Source organism: Pantoea sp. SYBGC1 (assembly GCF_057197005.1).
This window is the reverse complement of record NZ_JBXUNM010000007.1, coordinates 61,845-76,594: the sequence shown is the minus strand read 5'-3', so window position 1 is coordinate 76,594 and position 14,750 is coordinate 61,845. Positions and strand designations below refer to the sequence as shown.

The window sequence follows — 14,750 nt, the reverse complement described above, 5'->3', positions numbered from 1 at the left end:
CTGGCGCGCAATATATCACTCACCCGATCGCGCCATTCAGCTTTTCGCTATGTTTAACAAGCATTATTAATAACATTAAAATAGCGATTAAAATGATAAATTCTCTGCCTGACGCTATCTGAAGACTTATTTCCTGATTACTTTCCCACTATAATATTTAAATCGCAGGCGAGTTGTAATGAAGAGATATTGCCGCGATCTGATAATTACCCGGACCTTCCGGAAAAAGGAATCCATGATGATATATAAAAAGTGCTAAGTCATTAGCCCCGTACTCTGACCCTTTCAGGGCGCGCCGGTCCTTCCCGTGCGTAACGAAGACAAGCTGATACTTCGTACGTAACCCGCCGCCCTGCTTTTTTTGACGTCTCTCACAAGCTCAGCGTCCCCCTCTTCCATCATGCGCGATTACCGTTAGAGTTAACTCATCCGACCACTTTTGAGTACCCGATCATGATCGAGCACTATCCCTGCTTATTTACCCCTCTCGATCTGGGATTTACCCGGTTAAAAAATCGTTTTCTGATGGGCTCAATGCATACCGGACTGGAGGAGCACCCTGACGGTGCGGAGCGACTGGCGGCTTTTTATGCTGAGCGCGCACGCGAGGGCGTGGCGCTGATTGTAACTGGCGGCGTTGCGCCGAATGCGCAGGGTGTGGTGGCTCAGGGTGGTGCGATGCTGACCGATGAAAGTCAGTGCGGCTGGCATCGTCAGATCACGACGGCGGTCCATGCGCAGGGCGGAAAAATCGCGCTGCAGATCCTGCATGCCGGACGATACAGCTATCAGCGTGCGCTGGTAGGCCCTTCCGCACTCCAGGCGCCTATTAATCCTTTTACTCCGCATGCGCTGAGCGAAGCCGAAATTGAACAGACGATTGCCGATTTTGCCCGCTGCGCCCGTCTGGCACAGCAGGCGGGCTATGATGGCGTAGAGATCATGGGCTCCGAGGGGTATCTGATTAATCAGTTTCTGACGGCGCAGACTAACCAGCGCACTGACGCCTGGGGAGGCGATGTGCAGCGGCGGCAGCGCTTCGCCCGTGAAGTGACGCAGGCGGTACGCCACGCCACAGGCGAAGACTTTATTGTTATTTTCCGGCTGTCGCTGCTCGACCTGGTACAGCACGGCAGCACGCTGGACGAAACGCTGATGCTGGCTGAAGCGCTGGAGGCGTGTGGCGTGACGCTGTTTAACAGCGGTATCGGCTGGCATGAAGCACGTATCCCGACAATAGCCACCTGCGTCCCGCGAGCCGGCTTTGCCTGGGTAACCCGCCACCTGCGCGAACGCGTATCCGTACCGGTGATTGCCACCAATCGGATCAACCACCCTGACGTGGCTGAAGCCCTGCTGCGCGACGGGACTGCTGATATGGTTTCAATGGCACGGCCGTTTCTGGCGGATGCCGCGTTTGTCTCCAAAACGGCGCAGGGTCAGCCTGAAGCTATCAATACCTGTATTGCGTGTAATCAGGCGTGCCTCGATCAAATTTTTGCAGGCAACGTGACATCCTGCCTGGTCAATCCGCGCGCCTGCCACGAAACCCTGATGCCGGTTGTGCCGGCCACGCAGCCGAAGCAGCTGGCTGTGGTTGGTGCCGGTCCGGCAGGCATGGCTTTTGCCCTGCAGGCGGCTCAGCGCGGGCATAAGGTAACGCTCTATGAAGCGGAGGCGGAGATTGGCGGGCAGTTTGGTATCGCCCGACAGATCCCGGGTAAAGAGGAGTTTAGCGAAACCCTGCGCTACTTCCGCCATCAGCTTGCGGCAGCGAAGGTGACGCTGCGGCTTAACCACCGGGTCTGTGCCGAAGAGCTGACAGACGCGGATGAAATTATCATCGCTACCGGCGTAACGCCGCGTCAGCTCTCCATTCCCGGCATCAATCATGCCAGCGTGATCGGCTATCTGGATCTTCTGCGCCATAAAAAACCGGTGGGCCAGCGCATCGCCATTATCGGCGCAGGCGGCATCGGTTTTGATACGGCCGCCTATTTACTCCATTCATCAGAGGATTTTTACCAGCGCTGGGGGATCGATCGCACGCTGCAGGCGCGCGGCGGCGTTGTTCCTGCCCGGCCGCCCTCTCCCGACCGGCAAATCTGGCTGCTGCAGCGTAAAGGCGGAAAGCCCGGTGCGGGCCTGGCGAAAACCACCGGCTGGATCCACCGCGCCAGCCTGCAGGCGCACGGCGTAGAGATGTGGGGGGATGTGGAATATCTGCGCATTGACGATGCAGGGCTGCATCTGCGTCACCAGGGTAAACCGGTCACGCTGGCCGTGGATAATATTGTGATTTGCGCCGGTCAGGAGCCGCTGCGCCTGCTGGCTGACGAGCTTGCCGCACGCGGCAAACCGGTGCGGGTGATCGGCGGCGCAGATGTGGCGCAGGAGCTGGACGCGCGGCGGGCTATTGCACAGGCGACCGCGCTGGCGCTGAGTCTGTGATCAGCGCAGTTTGACCGCGCGCAGCACCACAAACTTAGCGCTGGACGCCACCAGTTCGCAGTTACCAAACAGCTTCTTCATCTTCTGGTGATAGCCGAGGTGCCGGTTGCCCACGATGCGCAGCTCACCGCCATACTGCAGGCAGCGCTTTGCGTCGCGCAGCATCTGCCACGCAAGGTGATCGGTAACCGCATGCTGCTGATGGAACGGCGGATTGCACAACACCGCATGCAGCCGGTCGGAGGGAAAACCGCTCAGCACATTATTAACGCGGAACTGACAGCGCGACAGATCCTGCGGGCGGTTAACCCTGACGTTCAGCTCGCTGGATGCAACCGCCATATAAGATTCATCATAAAACAGCACCTCAGCCTGCGGATTCTGCTCCAGTGCCATTAAGCCAATCACGCCGTTGCCGCAGCCGAGATCCATGATTTCGCCTTCAATATTGTGTGGTAAATGCTGCATAAACAGGCGCGCACCAATATCCAGCGAGGAGCGTGAAAAGACGTTGGCGTGGTTATGGATCTGGTAAGGCGTCTCATCAAGTGGCCAGACGGTAGTTTCTGCCGCCTCAGCCAGCGCTGGCGCGCTGTAACGGCTGTAGATCAGACGCGCTTTTTTCCAGGCCAGCGACGTTTTGCTCTCACCCAGAATTCGCTCAAACAGCTGCAGGGTGGAGTTATGAATATCTTTCGCTTTGGCTGCCGCCAGAATCAGCGTCTCTGGCGTGGCCACGCTGCGCAGCGCGCGCAGCTGATGCTCCAGCAGCGCCAGCGCTTTGGGAATTTTGATTAAGACAGCCGCGGGCGCCGCAGGCAGCGCGCTCAGGCTGTCAATAAAGTGAATGCGATCGTCAGACAAACCATTCAAGCGCAGATTCTGTCTGGCTGCCTGCTGGCTCAGCCAGGAGTCGCTGACGTGCCAGATCTCCCGATCCTGCAGGCCACAGGTTAATGCCCCAAAGCTGTCATTGAACACCAGCACCGGACCTTCCGGCAGCGTCTGCTGCAGCAGATATTCATCGGCGGCATCCCACGCCTGTAACGGGCTCTCTTCGCGCATCGGCGGAAAGCGCTCCAGCGTAAGGGTGCTATGGGTCAGTTCAAGTTGGCTCATGGGATCTCCGGCGTGGTACACTTTGCGCAATTTTCGCCCTGAAAAGGGGGCGCAGTATACTGTCTTTCGTCAGGAATCCCAATGTCATTAATTTATCTGCAGGGTTACCCTGAAAATATCCTCGAACAGGTGCAAATGCTGATTGATCATCAGCGATTAGGCGCGTTTCTGCAGCAGCGCTATCCCGAGACGCATGATGTGGTCAGCGATCGCGCGCTGTATGACTACACGCAGGCGATAAAAAATCGCTATATGCGCAGCGCACCGCCGGTAAGCAAAATCCTCTGGGATAATAAAATCAAAGTGATGAAGCATGCGCTGGGGCTGCACACGGCCATTTCCCGCGTACAGGGCGGCAACCTGAAAGCTAAAGCGGAGATCCGTATCTCCACTTTTTTCCGCCTTGCTCCTGAGCCTTTCCTGCGCATGATTGTGGTGCACGAACTTGCCCACCTCAAAGAGAAAGAGCACAGCAAAGCGTTCTATCAGCTCTGCTGCCATATGGAGCCTGATTATCATCAGCTGGAGTTTGACGCGCGCCTGTGGATGACCGATCAGGCGATGCGCGGCAACGCGGCTTAAAGAAACTCCTGCGCTTTCTGAATCAGACTGGTTTTGGTCAGAGCGCCCATAAAACGACGCTCCTGCGGATTATTCAGCACCGGCAGCCGCTCGAGCGTCACGCGTGAAAACGCCTCCCACCCTTCGCGCATGCTCTGTCCCTGAAAAATGCAGGGAAAGTTGCTATCCATAACGGTACTGACCGGCGAGTCCAGGGTGATCTCCTGCGCCAGTACCTTGCGCGAGATCTCGTGAATGGAGACCACGCCCAGAAACTGCTCCGCCTGATTCAGTACGTAAACATAGCGTTCACGCTTTAGCGAGCTGACCGCCAGCGCCTGTCCGACCGACTCTTCCGGCTGCAGCGCTGCACCGGGAATAATCAGCTGATCGACACGCATATGGTCAAAATCATACCAGGCTTCAGAACGGCTCAGGTGATGGCTGACCACCGGATAGGTGCTGGCGGACTGCAGGCGATAGACCACCATTGAGGCCAGGACCGAGGCGATCATCAGCGGAAACAGCAGGCTGCTGTTAAGCGTCATCTCCAGCACCATCAGCATCGCCATCAGCGGAGCCTGACTGACAGCGGCCAGCACGGCGGCCATGCCTATTGCTGCATAGAGCAGCGTGTCGCCCACCGGCAGCTGCAGTGCAGCTGCACTCTGCGCCAGAATCACCCCGAGCAGCGCGCCAATCAGCAGCGAGGGCGTAAACAGTCCGCCGACGGCATTTGAGCCTACGGAGAGGGTTGTCGCCAGCGTTTTGAGCAGCAGCAGCAGCAGCAGTCCGGTGATAACATAGTGACCCTCAATAATCTTCACGATCACTTCATAGCCGTTGCCGAGAATATCCGTGGAGAGCAGCGCCAGCAGGCCGACAGCGACGCCTCCTGCGCCAAGCCGCAGCGGCAGCGATCGCACGCGGCTGAATAGCCGCCGGCTGCGGCCAATCAGCGCGATCAGCAGCCAGCCGGCAACGCCCGCGACCAGACCAGTCAGCACTGTCATCAGCAGGCTCACGCCATCCATCTGAAACAGCGTATCGGCAAGCGGATAAAGCGCATTGCGAAAACCCAGCGCCCACATGGTCATCACCGCCACCGCAGAGGCCACAATCAGCGGGATCAGTCGCTGCAGGGCTGAAATACCAAAAGCAATTTCAGCAACAAAGATCGCCGAGGCAAGCGGCGCGTGGTAAACCGAGGAGAGGCCCGCTGCTGCCGCCATGGCCACAATGTCGCTGTTGCGCAGATTGAGCGATGCCGGCAGCCAGCGTCCCAGCAGACTGCCGCTGAGCGCTGAGAGCTGTACCATCGGCCCCTCTTTACCGATTGAAGCGCCGCTGCCAATGCTGGCGATTGAAGAGAGCGCGCGAAACAGTGAGGTGCGCGTCGGCACGGCATCCAGCCTGGCGTTAATCACTTCCAGGTAATCCGTTTTTACCGTTTGCTGCTGCTCAATTGCGACGGCATAGCGCAGGAACCAGCCCGCCAGCACGCCCCCGCCGCCCACCAGCAGCGGCCAGAAGATCCACGGCCAGACGTGCATCGCCACGGTGATCTCATGGTCACTGTTAAACAGCAGCTGGTTAATCACATCGATGATGCCACGAAACGCCAGCGTCACCAGCGAGGCTATCAGCCCCACCGGAATGGCGATCAGCAGCGTGGTCCAGTTTAATGCATGTTTGCTTCCGCTCACCCGGCTCTCCCGTTCGCAGGCTTTCAGACACAGGGCTCACTATATTGGAATGCGGATCGCAGGATCAAATAGTGCCGGCAGGTTTCCTGCCGCCGCGTGCTACCCTGCGGCTTTATTTAGTCAGGAGAGCAGACCTGTGATTCGCTTTGCGATTGTCGGCACCAACTGGATTACCCGTCAGTTTATTGACGCGGCACATGAGAGCGGCAGGTTTAGGCTCAGCGCAGTCTATTCACGTAGCCAGCAGCAGGCTGACGCCTTTGCCGCAGATTACGCCTGCCCGCTGACGTTCACCTCACTGGAGGCTCTGGCGGCATGCCCGGATATCAACGCGGTCTATATCGCCAGTCCGAATGCACTGCACTGCGAACAGGCGCTGCTGTTTATGGCTCACGGTAAGCATGTGATCTGCGAGAAACCGCTGGCCTCCACGCTGCGTGAAGCCGAAGCGATGATCGCCTGCGCACAACAGCATCAGGTTGTGCTGTTTGAAGCGTTTAAAACCGCCAGCCTGCCTAATTTTCTGCAGCTGCAGCGCACCCTGCCGCAGCTTGGCACGCTGCGTAAGGCGCTGTTCAGCTACTGTCAGTACTCTTCCCGTTACCCGCGCTATCTTGCCGGTGAAAACCCGAATACGTTTGACCCGCGCTGGTCCAATGGCTCCATCATGGATATTGGCTATTACTGCCTCGCTGCTGCCGTCACGCTGTGGGGTGCGCCGCAGCGCGTCACGGCTGAAGCCACGCTGCTGGCGAGCGGCACAGATGCGCACGGCACCGTGATACTTCACTATGGCGAGTTTGACGTCACTCTGCTGCACTCCAAAGTCAGCAACTCCGCTATTCCGAGTGAAATTCAGGGAGAAGAGGGTTCGCTGCTCATTGAGAAACTGGCAGAGTGCCGGCAGCTGCGGATACTGCCACGCAGCGGTGCTGAGCAGAATCTGACGCAGCCGCAGCACAGCAATACGATGCGCTACGAAGCAGAGGTGTTTGCCAGCCTGGTGGAAACGCAACAGACCGCACACCCTGGCCTCGAAATTTCGCGGCTGACAGCAGAACTGCTGACTACCATCCGCCAGCAGACCGGCGTGGTATTTCCCGCCGATCGCCAGGAAGTGTAAATATTGCTAAATATGACTGGTCCTGCATTGCATCGGAGAGCGGCTGCGCTATTTTTCTCTAAGCAAAGGGGAGTAACTTGTCAGCTGATTGATCGTCATTACGATGTGTAGCGCATCCGGTCGTCAGGCAACCCGGAAGTGATTCTGTGTTGTAAGTGAGACCTTGCCGGAAGGCGAGGAGCGCTTGCAGCGTAATGAAAGCGGCTTACGTCTTCTGACGGAGCCGTTTTTTTTAACTTTCGCACAGGACACCATTATGCAATCGATAGGCACACCGTTACTCTGGGGCAGCTTTACCGTTGTTGTGCTGATTATGCTGGCGATCGATCTGCTGCTGCAGGGCCGGCGCGGCGCGCAAACTATGTCGTTCAGGCAGGCGGCTATCTGGTCGCTGATCTGGGTTTCCGTTTCACTGCTGTTTGCTGCCGCTTTCTGGTGGTATCTCGATACGCACGCCGGGCGCGAGGTTGCCACTACGCAGACGCTCGCTTTCCTGACCGGATACGTGCTGGAAAAAGCGCTGGCAGTGGATAACGTCTTTGTCTGGCTGATGCTGTTCAGCTACTTCGCTATTCCGCCCCAGCTGCAGAGGCGCGTACTGATTTACGGCGTGCTGGGTGCCATTGTCTTGCGTACCATCATGATTTTCGCCGGCAGCTGGCTGGTCATGCAGTTCAGCTGGATCCTCTATATTTTTGGTGCCTTTCTGCTGTTTACCGGCATTAAGATGGCGCTGGCGCGTGAGGATGACACGGCCGTGGGTGATAAACCGGTGGTGCGCTGGCTGCGTCAGCATCTGCGCATGACCGATTCGCTGGAGGGTGAGAAATTTTTTATTCGCCGTAACGGCGTACTGTTTGCCACCCCGCTGCTGCTGGTTCTGATCATGGTGGAGCTCAGCGATGTGATTTTTGCTGTCGACAGTATTCCGGCTATTTTTGCGGTAACCACCGATCCCTTTATTGTGCTGACCTCTAACCTGTTTGCCATACTCGGCCTGCGCGCCATGTATTTCCTGCTGTCAAATGTGGCTGAGCGCTTCTCTATGCTGAAATATGGTCTGGCTATCGTGCTGGTGTTTATCGGCATCAAAATGCTGATCGTCGAGTTCTACCACATTCCGGTCGCTGTCTCACTCAGCGTCGTGGGCATTATTCTGGGTGGAACGCTGCTGATTAACGCCTGGGTTAACCGTCGAAATGACCGCCGGCGCATCTCACCATAATCTTCTGCAGGGGCGTAAATCGCCCCTGCTTTATTTTGCCTCAATGAGACTTTCCCTTTTTTATCCCTGTCACACTTCCTCTGTTTAGCAGATTGAAAAATCGATCCCGCACGCAAAGCCGGAATTATCGCTTTTCTCACCAGCACTTTTCCTTATACTCCGCCGGGCAAACCCTCTGGCGCGGAATAAACGCGCACCACACTCATGACCGATAGTAAAAGATCACGATATGCAAAATAACCTTTCCAGAGTGGCAGGCGTGCTGTTTAAAGGCAGCCTGGTCAAACAAATCATGGTGGGCCTGGTGGCTGGCGTAGCGCTGGCGTGGCTGTCACGCGATGCTGCATTAGCCGCCGGCCTGCTGGGTGAACTCTTCGTCCGGGCGCTGAAAGCCGTTGCGCCGCTGCTGGTTCTGGTGCTGGTCATCGCGTCCATTGCTAACCATCAGCAGGGACAGAAAACTAATATCCGTCCCATCATTATGCTTTATCTGCTCAGCACCCTGTTTGCCGCGATGGTTGCGGTGATTTTCAGCCATCTCTTTCCGCAGACGCTGTCACTCGTTGCAGGCGACACGACAATTACGCCGCCTTCCGGGATCACCGAGGTGCTGCATGGCCTGCTGATGAGCATGGTGGCTAATCCGTTTGAAGCGCTGATGAACGCGAATTACATCGGCATTCTGGTCTGGGCGCTGGGCCTTGGCCTGGCATTTCGCCATGCCAGTCCGGGCACTAAAGATTTTTTAAATGACGCCTCACATGCGGCAACGTGGGTCGTGCGCTGTGTGATCCGCTGCGCGCCGCTGGGCATTTTTGGCCTGGTCGCCTCAATTCTGGCCTCTACCGGCTTTGGAGCGCTGTGGGAATATGGCAGCCTGCTGGTCCTGCTGATTGGCTGCATGCTGTTCATGGCACTGATTGTGAACCCGCTGCTGGTGTATCAGAAAATCCGGCGCAATCCCTATCCACTGGTATTTACCTGCATTCGTGAAAGCGGCGTGACGGCTTTCTTTACCCGCAGCTCGGCCGCCAATATTCCTGTGAACATGGCGCTGGCAAAGCGACTCAACCTTGATGAAGACACCTACTCTGTGTCAATTCCGCTGGGTGCCACCATCAGCATGGCGGGCGCATCTATTACGATTACCGTACTGACGCTGGCTGCGGTGCATACGCTGGGCATCAATGTCGATGTACCGACAGCGATTCTGTTAAGCCTGGTCGCCACGCTGTGCGCCTGTGGTGCCTCCGGCGTAGCGGGTGGCTCACTGCTGTTAATCCCGGTAGCCTGCAATATGTTCGGCATTCCCAACGACCTGGCCATGCAGGTGGTGGCCGTTGGATTTATTATCGGTGTGCTGCAGGACTCAGCGGAAACGGCCCTGAACTCCTCAACCGACATTCTGTTCACTGCGGCTGTCTGCCAGGCAGAAGCGGAACGCCAGCCCGGCACCGCGGCCTGACCTCTTCTCTGCGGCGCACATTGTGCGCCGCGCGCTTTCATACCCGCTGTGCTGCCATCCTTCCCTTCTGCCTCATGTAACAAACTGCTGCCATAAACTGGCAATGTTGCCATATCTGGAAAATACTAAGCGGTGGCGGCGCAACGTTACGCTAAACCACACAGCCTTTGACCGTAAGTGCAACTTGTTTGCCGCAAGCTGGTTAATTAAGCCGAACCGCGTAAAAACGGCTGCATCTGTACATTCTCAACCTGCAGCTGGGGTCAGATAATCTGCAATAGTGTCAGCTCGTGTAAAGCTCCTTTTACTCCTGACAGCAAAGGGTAAAACTCCACTACAACGGACATAATGCACTGTCTGAATTAGGGAGTATTTGTTACAGTTATCGCCCTTTTTTTACCGTTTGCGACAAGGGCGTCAGAAAGTCGCTGATTTAACACGCATAGCCGCATGGATACGGACCCCTGCGCAGGTGGCATACCCAAAATGTATAACTCACCTCTGCCTGCGCTTTAGCCCCTGATGGGCTCGTTTAACAATGATGTTCGGGAAAGATTGATGGATATTTTGAAAGCACTGCTGCATGCCCTGTGGCAGCAGGATTATGAGATGCTCTCTGACCCCACGCTGGTGTGGGCGATCTACGGCTTACTGTTCATGATCCTGTTTCTTGAAAATGGCCTGCTTCCTGCCGCCTTCCTGCCTGGTGACAGTCTGCTGATCCTTGTCGGCGTGCTGATTGCCAAAGGTACAATGAGTTTTCCCCTGACGCTGCTGGTTCTTACTACAGGTGCCAGCCTCGGCTGCTGGGTAAGTTATATCCAGGGGCGATGGCTGGGTAATACCCCTACAGTACAGAAATGGCTTTCACACCTGCCGGCACAATATCACCAGCGCGCCCATAGCCTGTTCCACCGTCACGGTCTTTCTGCCCTGTTGATTGGGCGTTTTATTGCGTTTGTACGCACGCTGCTGCCCACCATTGCAGGGTTATCTGGCCTGAGCAATGCGCGCTTTCAGTTCTTTAACTGGATGAGTGGCTTCCTGTGGGTACTGATCCTGACCGTACTCGGTTTTGCACTGGGAAAAACGCCGCTGTTTCGCCGTTACGAAGATGAGCTGATGTTTTTTCTGATGATGCTGCCGCTGGCGCTGCTGGTCATCGGCCTGGTCGGCTCACTGGTCGTACTGTGGCGTAAGCGTCAGGCAGGACAAAACGGGAAAGCGCAGTAATGAAAACAGGACGTCTCTTTACCCGACCGCTGCTGCCGTGGCTGTGCGGCGGCCTGCTGCTGCTGCTTGCGGCCGGTGCCGCTCCGCTGCTGTGGCAGCATGAAACCGTGGTGCAAATTCGCGTGGCGCATAGCGGCACCAATCTGCCGGATGGCTTTTATCTTTATCAGCAGCTCTCCGCCCAGGGCGTGCGCATTAAAAGTATTACGCCGGCAGGCGATGCGCTGGTGATCCACTTTGAAGATGAAGAACAGAGTCTGGCGGCGCAGAAGGTATTGCGCCGCTTATTACCACAAGGTTTTGTTGTGGCCGCCGGCCCGCAGGCTTCACAGCAACCACGCGACGCCAATCCCCCGACCTACAGTTAATCCGATCGTCTGACCTGCGGTCAGACGATACTTTTTCTCCGCTATCTCTTCGTCTTTTTTGAATTTTTGCCCCGGCTGACTATGCTTAACGTTAGCACAAGCCGACGCGACGCCGGGATACGCTCCTGTCTGGCAGGCGGCAGTTCATCAACAATGGAAGGTGTGAACGTGATGAAACAACTTCTTCTGGGTGCCATGCTTATCTCCTGCTCTGGCTCTCTGCTGGCGGCAGAGTCGCTGTGTCAGCAAAAAGAGCGCGATATCCGGCATGAGATTGCAATGGCAAAACAGCACGATAATCAGCGCCGGGTAAACGGACTGGAGCGGGCGCTGACAGAAGTTCGCGCCAGCTGCAGCGATCGTCAGCTGAAATCAGCGCACACAGAGCGTCTGAAGTCGCAGCAGAACAAGGTGGCCGAGCGCGAGCAGGAGCTGAAGAAAGCGCGCGATGACAGGGATGACAAAGACAAAATTGAAAAACGTGAACGCAAGCTGGATGAGGCACGGCAGGAGCTGAAAAAGCTGGCTGCAGAGCCTTACTAATCGGACATAAATAATTGAAGTAATGGAGAACTCTCATGGCTAAAGACACCACATCTGAACATCTGCGCGCCGAACTGAAAAATCTGGCCGACACCCTGGAAGAAGTATTAAGCAGCTCTGCCGATAAATCCCGCAGCGAGCTGGATCGCCTGCGTCATAAAGCGCGCGGCGCACTGGAAAGTTCACGCGAGCGCCTGGGCGATTCCGGTGAGCGTATTGCCAAATCCACGCGCGAAGCCGCAGAGAAAGCGGAAGATTATGTGCGTGAGAATCCGTGGCACGGCGTTGGCGTTGGCGCAGCCGTGGGCGTGCTGATTGGCATTCTGATTTCGCGTCGTTGATATGAACGATTCTCAGCAAAGCCACGGCCCGGGCAAAGGGGTCTTTAACATCGGTCAGCGCGTGGTGACTACGCTGGTCAGTATGGTCGAGACGCGTGTCCGGCTGGCCGTTGTTGAGCTGGAAGAAGAGAAAGCTAATCTGATCCAGATGCTGATCATGATTGGCCTGACCATGCTGTTTACGGCATTCGGGCTGATGAGCCTGATGGTGTTGATCATCTGGGCGGTTGACGCACAATACCGGCTGATGGCAATCGGCGTGACCACAGGCGTACTGTTTTTGCTGGCGCTGATTTTTGGTCTGTGGACGCTGCGTAAATCGCGTCAGTCGACGCTGCTGCGTCACACCCGTAAAGAGCTCGATTCCGATCGTAAATTACTGGAGGAGGACCGCCCATGAGCAGTCGCCATGAACGCGAAGCCCGCATTCATGAACTCCTTAATACGGTTCAGCAGCAGCGGCTCGATTTAAGCGCAGCAGGACGTGACTGGCTGGAAAATACCGCCCGCTACGATCGCGGCTGGCTGACGCTGGTCAGCTGTCGCCGCTATCTGGCGATAGGCAGCAGCGCGCTGGCTATCTGGTCAGTGCGCAGCCCCAACCGGCTGCTGCGCCTCGTTAAACGCGGCTTCGGCCTGTGGAGCACCTGGCGTATGATTAAATCATCCATGCCGGGGCGCTAACCGCTCTATAAAAAACCGGACCAGCAGGTCCGGTTTTTTTTCGTCAGAATTCCTGAATAACTTCGACAGTTTATCTTGCTTACAACCCTTTCGCGCCGCGATTATTATCTCTCTCCATCAGCCCGGTGAACGTTTATCTGCGTTGCAGCGGGAAATTAACGGACAGGTTTTCAGCCTGCCACAAAATTACGCTGGAGTAGATGATGAAAAAATTCGAAGATGCAGGACTGTTAGCCGCGCGTGTACTGATGACCATCCTGTTTATTACGGCCGGCTGGGGCAAAATTACCGCTTATGCCGGCACTGAGCAGTATATGCAGGCAATGGGCGTGCCGGGCTTTATGCTGCCGCTGGTGATCCTGCTGGAACTGGGTGGAGGCCTGGCTATTCTGTTTGGTTTCCTGACGCGCTTTACCGCGCTGTTTACCGCAGGCTTTACTCTGCTGACCGCGTTTCTGTTTCACAGCAACTTTGCAGAAGGCGTAAACCAGCTGATGTTTATGAAAAACCTCAGCATTGCTGGCGGTTTTCTGGTTCTGGGTCTGGTGGGACCAGGCGCCTGGAGTATTGATCGCCTGATCCGCCAGCGCATGGCGCCCGCCGCCGCCCGTTAAGCGCGCAGGCAGCTTACAGCAGATATACTGAATACAGGGGCAGAGGATCATCCTCGCCCCTTTTTTCTATGGAGGGCATATGGGACAGCTGATTGAGGGTGTCTGGCACGATACCTGGTACGATACAAAGTCAACCGGAGGGCGTTTCAAACGCTCAGAGTCAGCGTGGCGTAACTGGATCACGCCTGATGGCAGCGCCGGCCCTGACGGTAAGCCCGGCTTTGCGGCAGAGCGCGATCGCTATCACCTGTACGTTTCACTTGCCTGCCCGTGGGCGCATCGCACGCTGCTGATGCGCAAGCTTAAAGGGCTGGAAGAGATGATATCGGTTTCCGTGGTTCATCCGCTGATGCTGGAGAACGGCTGGACGTTTGATGACAGCTTCCCGGAGGCAACCGGCGACACGCTGTATCAGCATGAGTTTCTTTACCAGCTCTATCTGCATGCCGATCCGCACTACAGCGGCCGCGTGACCGTACCGGTGCTGTGGGACAAGCAGCAGCACACCATTGTCAGCAATGAGTCGGCCGACATTATCCGCATGCTCAACAGCGCATTTGATGCACAGGGCGCACGAGCCGGCGACTACTATCCTGCCGATCTGCGCGATAAGATCGATGAACTTAACGGCTGGATTTACGATACGGTCAATAATGGCGTCTATAAGAGTGGTTTTGCTACCTCTCAGGCCGCTTACGATGAAGCCGTTACCGCCCTGTTTCATTCGCTGGCGCGGCTGGAGCAGATCCTGGGACAGCATCGCTATCTCACCGGCGATCGCCTGACTGAAGCCGATCTGCGCCTGTGGACCACGCTGGTACGCTTTGACCCGGTGTATGTCACCCACTTCAAGTGCGACAGGCACCGCATCAGTGACTATCGCAATCTGAATGGCTTTCTGCGCGATATTTATCAGATGCCTGGTATTGCAGAGACGGTGAATCTGCCGCAGATCCGCCATCACTATTATTGCAGCCATAAGACCATCAACCCGAACGGCGTGATTTCGCTCGGTCCGGCATTTGACTGGGACGAACCCCACGGCCGCGGTTAATCTGATGCAAAACGGGCGCCATTAATGGCGCCCCTGTGAACAACCGCGAACCGATTTCCCGCGTATGAAACGGGCGCCATTAATGGCGCCCCTACGCATAACCGTAGGGGGCGCATTCATGCGCCCCTGGCCGCAACAACCGCGAATCGAATATCCGCATACGAAACGGGCGCTATTAATGACGCCCCTGTGAACAACCGCGAACCGATTTCCCGCGTATGAAACGGGCGCCATTAATGGCGCCCCTACGCATAACCGTAGGG

At 56.4% G+C, this 14,750-nt stretch carries 15 protein-coding genes; 13 read left to right on the top strand and 2 right to left on the bottom strand.

Translation table 11 applies throughout. The features are described from left to right. The first annotated feature begins 453 nt into the window (after positions 1-453). A complete protein-coding gene (locus AC2CF9_RS12970; RefSeq protein WP_484557182.1) occupies positions 454-2,451 on the top strand; it encodes a 2,4-dienoyl-CoA reductase FMN-binding domain-containing protein in 1,998 nt (665 codons plus the stop codon). Here AC2CF9_RS12970 and rlmG read toward each other — a convergent pair whose 3' ends face one another. Continuing rightward, positions 2,452-3,570 (bottom strand): 23S rRNA (guanine(1835)-N(2))-methyltransferase RlmG, encoded by a 1,119-nt coding sequence (gene rlmG / locus AC2CF9_RS12965; protein ID WP_484557181.1) that lies wholly within the window; start codon positions 3,568-3,570, stop codon positions 2,452-2,454. An 81-nt stretch (positions 3,571-3,651) separates the two neighbouring features. Between rlmG and AC2CF9_RS12960 the strand changes: the two genes are divergently transcribed. Further along, a complete protein-coding gene (locus AC2CF9_RS12960) occupies positions 3,652-4,152 on the top strand; it encodes a M48 metallopeptidase family protein (RefSeq protein WP_150018060.1) in 501 nt (166 codons plus the stop codon). Here the strand turns inward: AC2CF9_RS12960 and AC2CF9_RS12955 are convergent. Further along, positions 4,149-5,837 carry a chloride channel protein gene (locus AC2CF9_RS12955; protein WP_484557180.1) on the bottom strand — a complete coding sequence of 563 codons (1,689 nt, stop codon included), beginning with the start codon at positions 5,835-5,837 and terminating at the stop codon, positions 4,149-4,151. The two genes, AC2CF9_RS12960 and AC2CF9_RS12955, sit on opposite strands and share 4 nt — an antisense overlap. A 136-nt stretch (positions 5,838-5,973) precedes the next feature. On the opposite strand from AC2CF9_RS12955, the gene AC2CF9_RS12950 reads away from it, so the two are divergent. From AC2CF9_RS12950 to AC2CF9_RS12900, 11 genes are all read left to right on the top strand, one after another. Beyond that, positions 5,974-6,960 (top strand): Gfo/Idh/MocA family protein, encoded by a 987-nt coding sequence (locus tag AC2CF9_RS12950; RefSeq protein ID WP_484557179.1) that lies wholly within the window; start codon positions 5,974-5,976, stop codon positions 6,958-6,960. A 256-nt stretch (positions 6,961-7,216) separates the two neighbouring features. Then, on the top strand, positions 7,217-8,185 hold the full coding sequence (locus AC2CF9_RS12945) for a TerC family protein (protein WP_039385651.1): 969 nt from the start codon (positions 7,217-7,219) through the stop codon (positions 8,183-8,185). A 229-nt stretch (positions 8,186-8,414) separates the two neighbouring features. After that, the gene (gene sstT / locus AC2CF9_RS12940) at positions 8,415-9,650 is read left to right on the top strand and encodes a serine/threonine transporter SstT (RefSeq protein ID WP_484557178.1); all 1,236 of its coding nucleotides are present in this window, start codon (positions 8,415-8,417) and stop codon (positions 9,648-9,650) included. Positions 9,651-10,208: 558 nt separating this feature from the next. Next, the gene (locus AC2CF9_RS12935; protein ID WP_150018065.1) at positions 10,209-10,883 is read left to right on the top strand and encodes a DedA family protein; all 675 of its coding nucleotides are present in this window, start codon (positions 10,209-10,211) and stop codon (positions 10,881-10,883) included. Further along, complete coding sequence (gene mzrA / locus AC2CF9_RS12930) at positions 10,883-11,251, top strand: EnvZ/OmpR regulon moderator MzrA (RefSeq protein WP_094111020.1); 369 nt, start codon at positions 10,883-10,885, stop codon at positions 11,249-11,251. Before AC2CF9_RS12935 ends, mzrA begins: the two co-directional genes overlap by 1 nt. A 171-nt stretch (positions 11,252-11,422) precedes the next feature. Next, on the top strand, positions 11,423-11,794 hold the full coding sequence (locus AC2CF9_RS12925; RefSeq protein WP_150018066.1) for a DUF1090 domain-containing protein: 372 nt from the start codon (positions 11,423-11,425) through the stop codon (positions 11,792-11,794). Between the two features lie 35 nt (positions 11,795-11,829). Then, on the top strand, positions 11,830-12,135 hold the full coding sequence (locus AC2CF9_RS12920) for an ElaB/YgaM/YqjD family protein (RefSeq protein WP_039380513.1): 306 nt from the start codon (positions 11,830-11,832) through the stop codon (positions 12,133-12,135). Position 12,136: 1 nt separating this feature from the next. After that, positions 12,137-12,535: a phage holin family protein gene (locus AC2CF9_RS12915; protein WP_484557177.1), complete on the top strand. Its 399-nt coding sequence runs from the start codon at positions 12,137-12,139 to the stop codon at positions 12,533-12,535. After that, positions 12,532-12,819 (top strand): YqjK-like family protein, encoded by a 288-nt coding sequence (locus AC2CF9_RS12910; protein ID WP_039380518.1) that lies wholly within the window; start codon positions 12,532-12,534, stop codon positions 12,817-12,819. The genes AC2CF9_RS12915 and AC2CF9_RS12910 overlap by 4 nt, the downstream gene beginning before the upstream one ends. A 203-nt stretch (positions 12,820-13,022) precedes the next feature. Next, positions 13,023-13,433: a DoxX family protein gene (locus AC2CF9_RS12905; RefSeq protein ID WP_039380520.1), complete on the top strand. Its 411-nt coding sequence runs from the start codon at positions 13,023-13,025 to the stop codon at positions 13,431-13,433. 79 nt (positions 13,434-13,512) lie between these two features. After that, entirely contained in the window at positions 13,513-14,487 is a 975-nt protein-coding gene (locus AC2CF9_RS12900; RefSeq protein WP_150018068.1) for a glutathione S-transferase family protein, read from the top strand. The last annotated feature ends 263 nt before the right edge of the window (positions 14,488-14,750 follow it).

What these genes read in the sequence shown, in the direction of transcription:
- AC2CF9_RS12970 (WP_484557182.1), top strand. Translation starts at nt 454, where the DNA reads ATGATCGAGCACTATCCCTGCTTATTTACCCCTCTCGATCTGGGATTT.
- rlmG (WP_484557181.1), bottom strand. Translation starts at nt 3,570, where the DNA reads ATGAGCCAACTTGAACTGACCCATAGCACCCTTACGCTGGAGCGCTTT.
- AC2CF9_RS12960 (WP_150018060.1), top strand. Translation starts at nt 3,652, where the DNA reads ATGTCATTAATTTATCTGCAGGGTTACCCTGAAAATATCCTCGAACAG.
- AC2CF9_RS12945 (WP_039385651.1), top strand. Translation starts at nt 7,217, where the DNA reads ATGCAATCGATAGGCACACCGTTACTCTGGGGCAGCTTTACCGTTGTT.
- sstT (WP_484557178.1), top strand. Translation starts at nt 8,415, where the DNA reads ATGCAAAATAACCTTTCCAGAGTGGCAGGCGTGCTGTTTAAAGGCAGC.
- AC2CF9_RS12935 (WP_150018065.1), top strand. Translation starts at nt 10,209, where the DNA reads ATGGATATTTTGAAAGCACTGCTGCATGCCCTGTGGCAGCAGGATTAT.
- mzrA (WP_094111020.1), top strand. Translation starts at nt 10,883, where the DNA reads ATGAAAACAGGACGTCTCTTTACCCGACCGCTGCTGCCGTGGCTGTGC.
- AC2CF9_RS12925 (WP_150018066.1), top strand. Translation starts at nt 11,423, where the DNA reads ATGAAACAACTTCTTCTGGGTGCCATGCTTATCTCCTGCTCTGGCTCT.
- AC2CF9_RS12920 (WP_039380513.1), top strand. Translation starts at nt 11,830, where the DNA reads ATGGCTAAAGACACCACATCTGAACATCTGCGCGCCGAACTGAAAAAT.
- AC2CF9_RS12915 (WP_484557177.1), top strand. Translation starts at nt 12,137, where the DNA reads ATGAACGATTCTCAGCAAAGCCACGGCCCGGGCAAAGGGGTCTTTAAC.
- AC2CF9_RS12910 (WP_039380518.1), top strand. Translation starts at nt 12,532, where the DNA reads ATGAGCAGTCGCCATGAACGCGAAGCCCGCATTCATGAACTCCTTAAT.
- AC2CF9_RS12905 (WP_039380520.1), top strand. Translation starts at nt 13,023, where the DNA reads ATGAAAAAATTCGAAGATGCAGGACTGTTAGCCGCGCGTGTACTGATG.
- AC2CF9_RS12900 (WP_150018068.1), top strand. Translation starts at nt 13,513, where the DNA reads ATGGGACAGCTGATTGAGGGTGTCTGGCACGATACCTGGTACGATACA.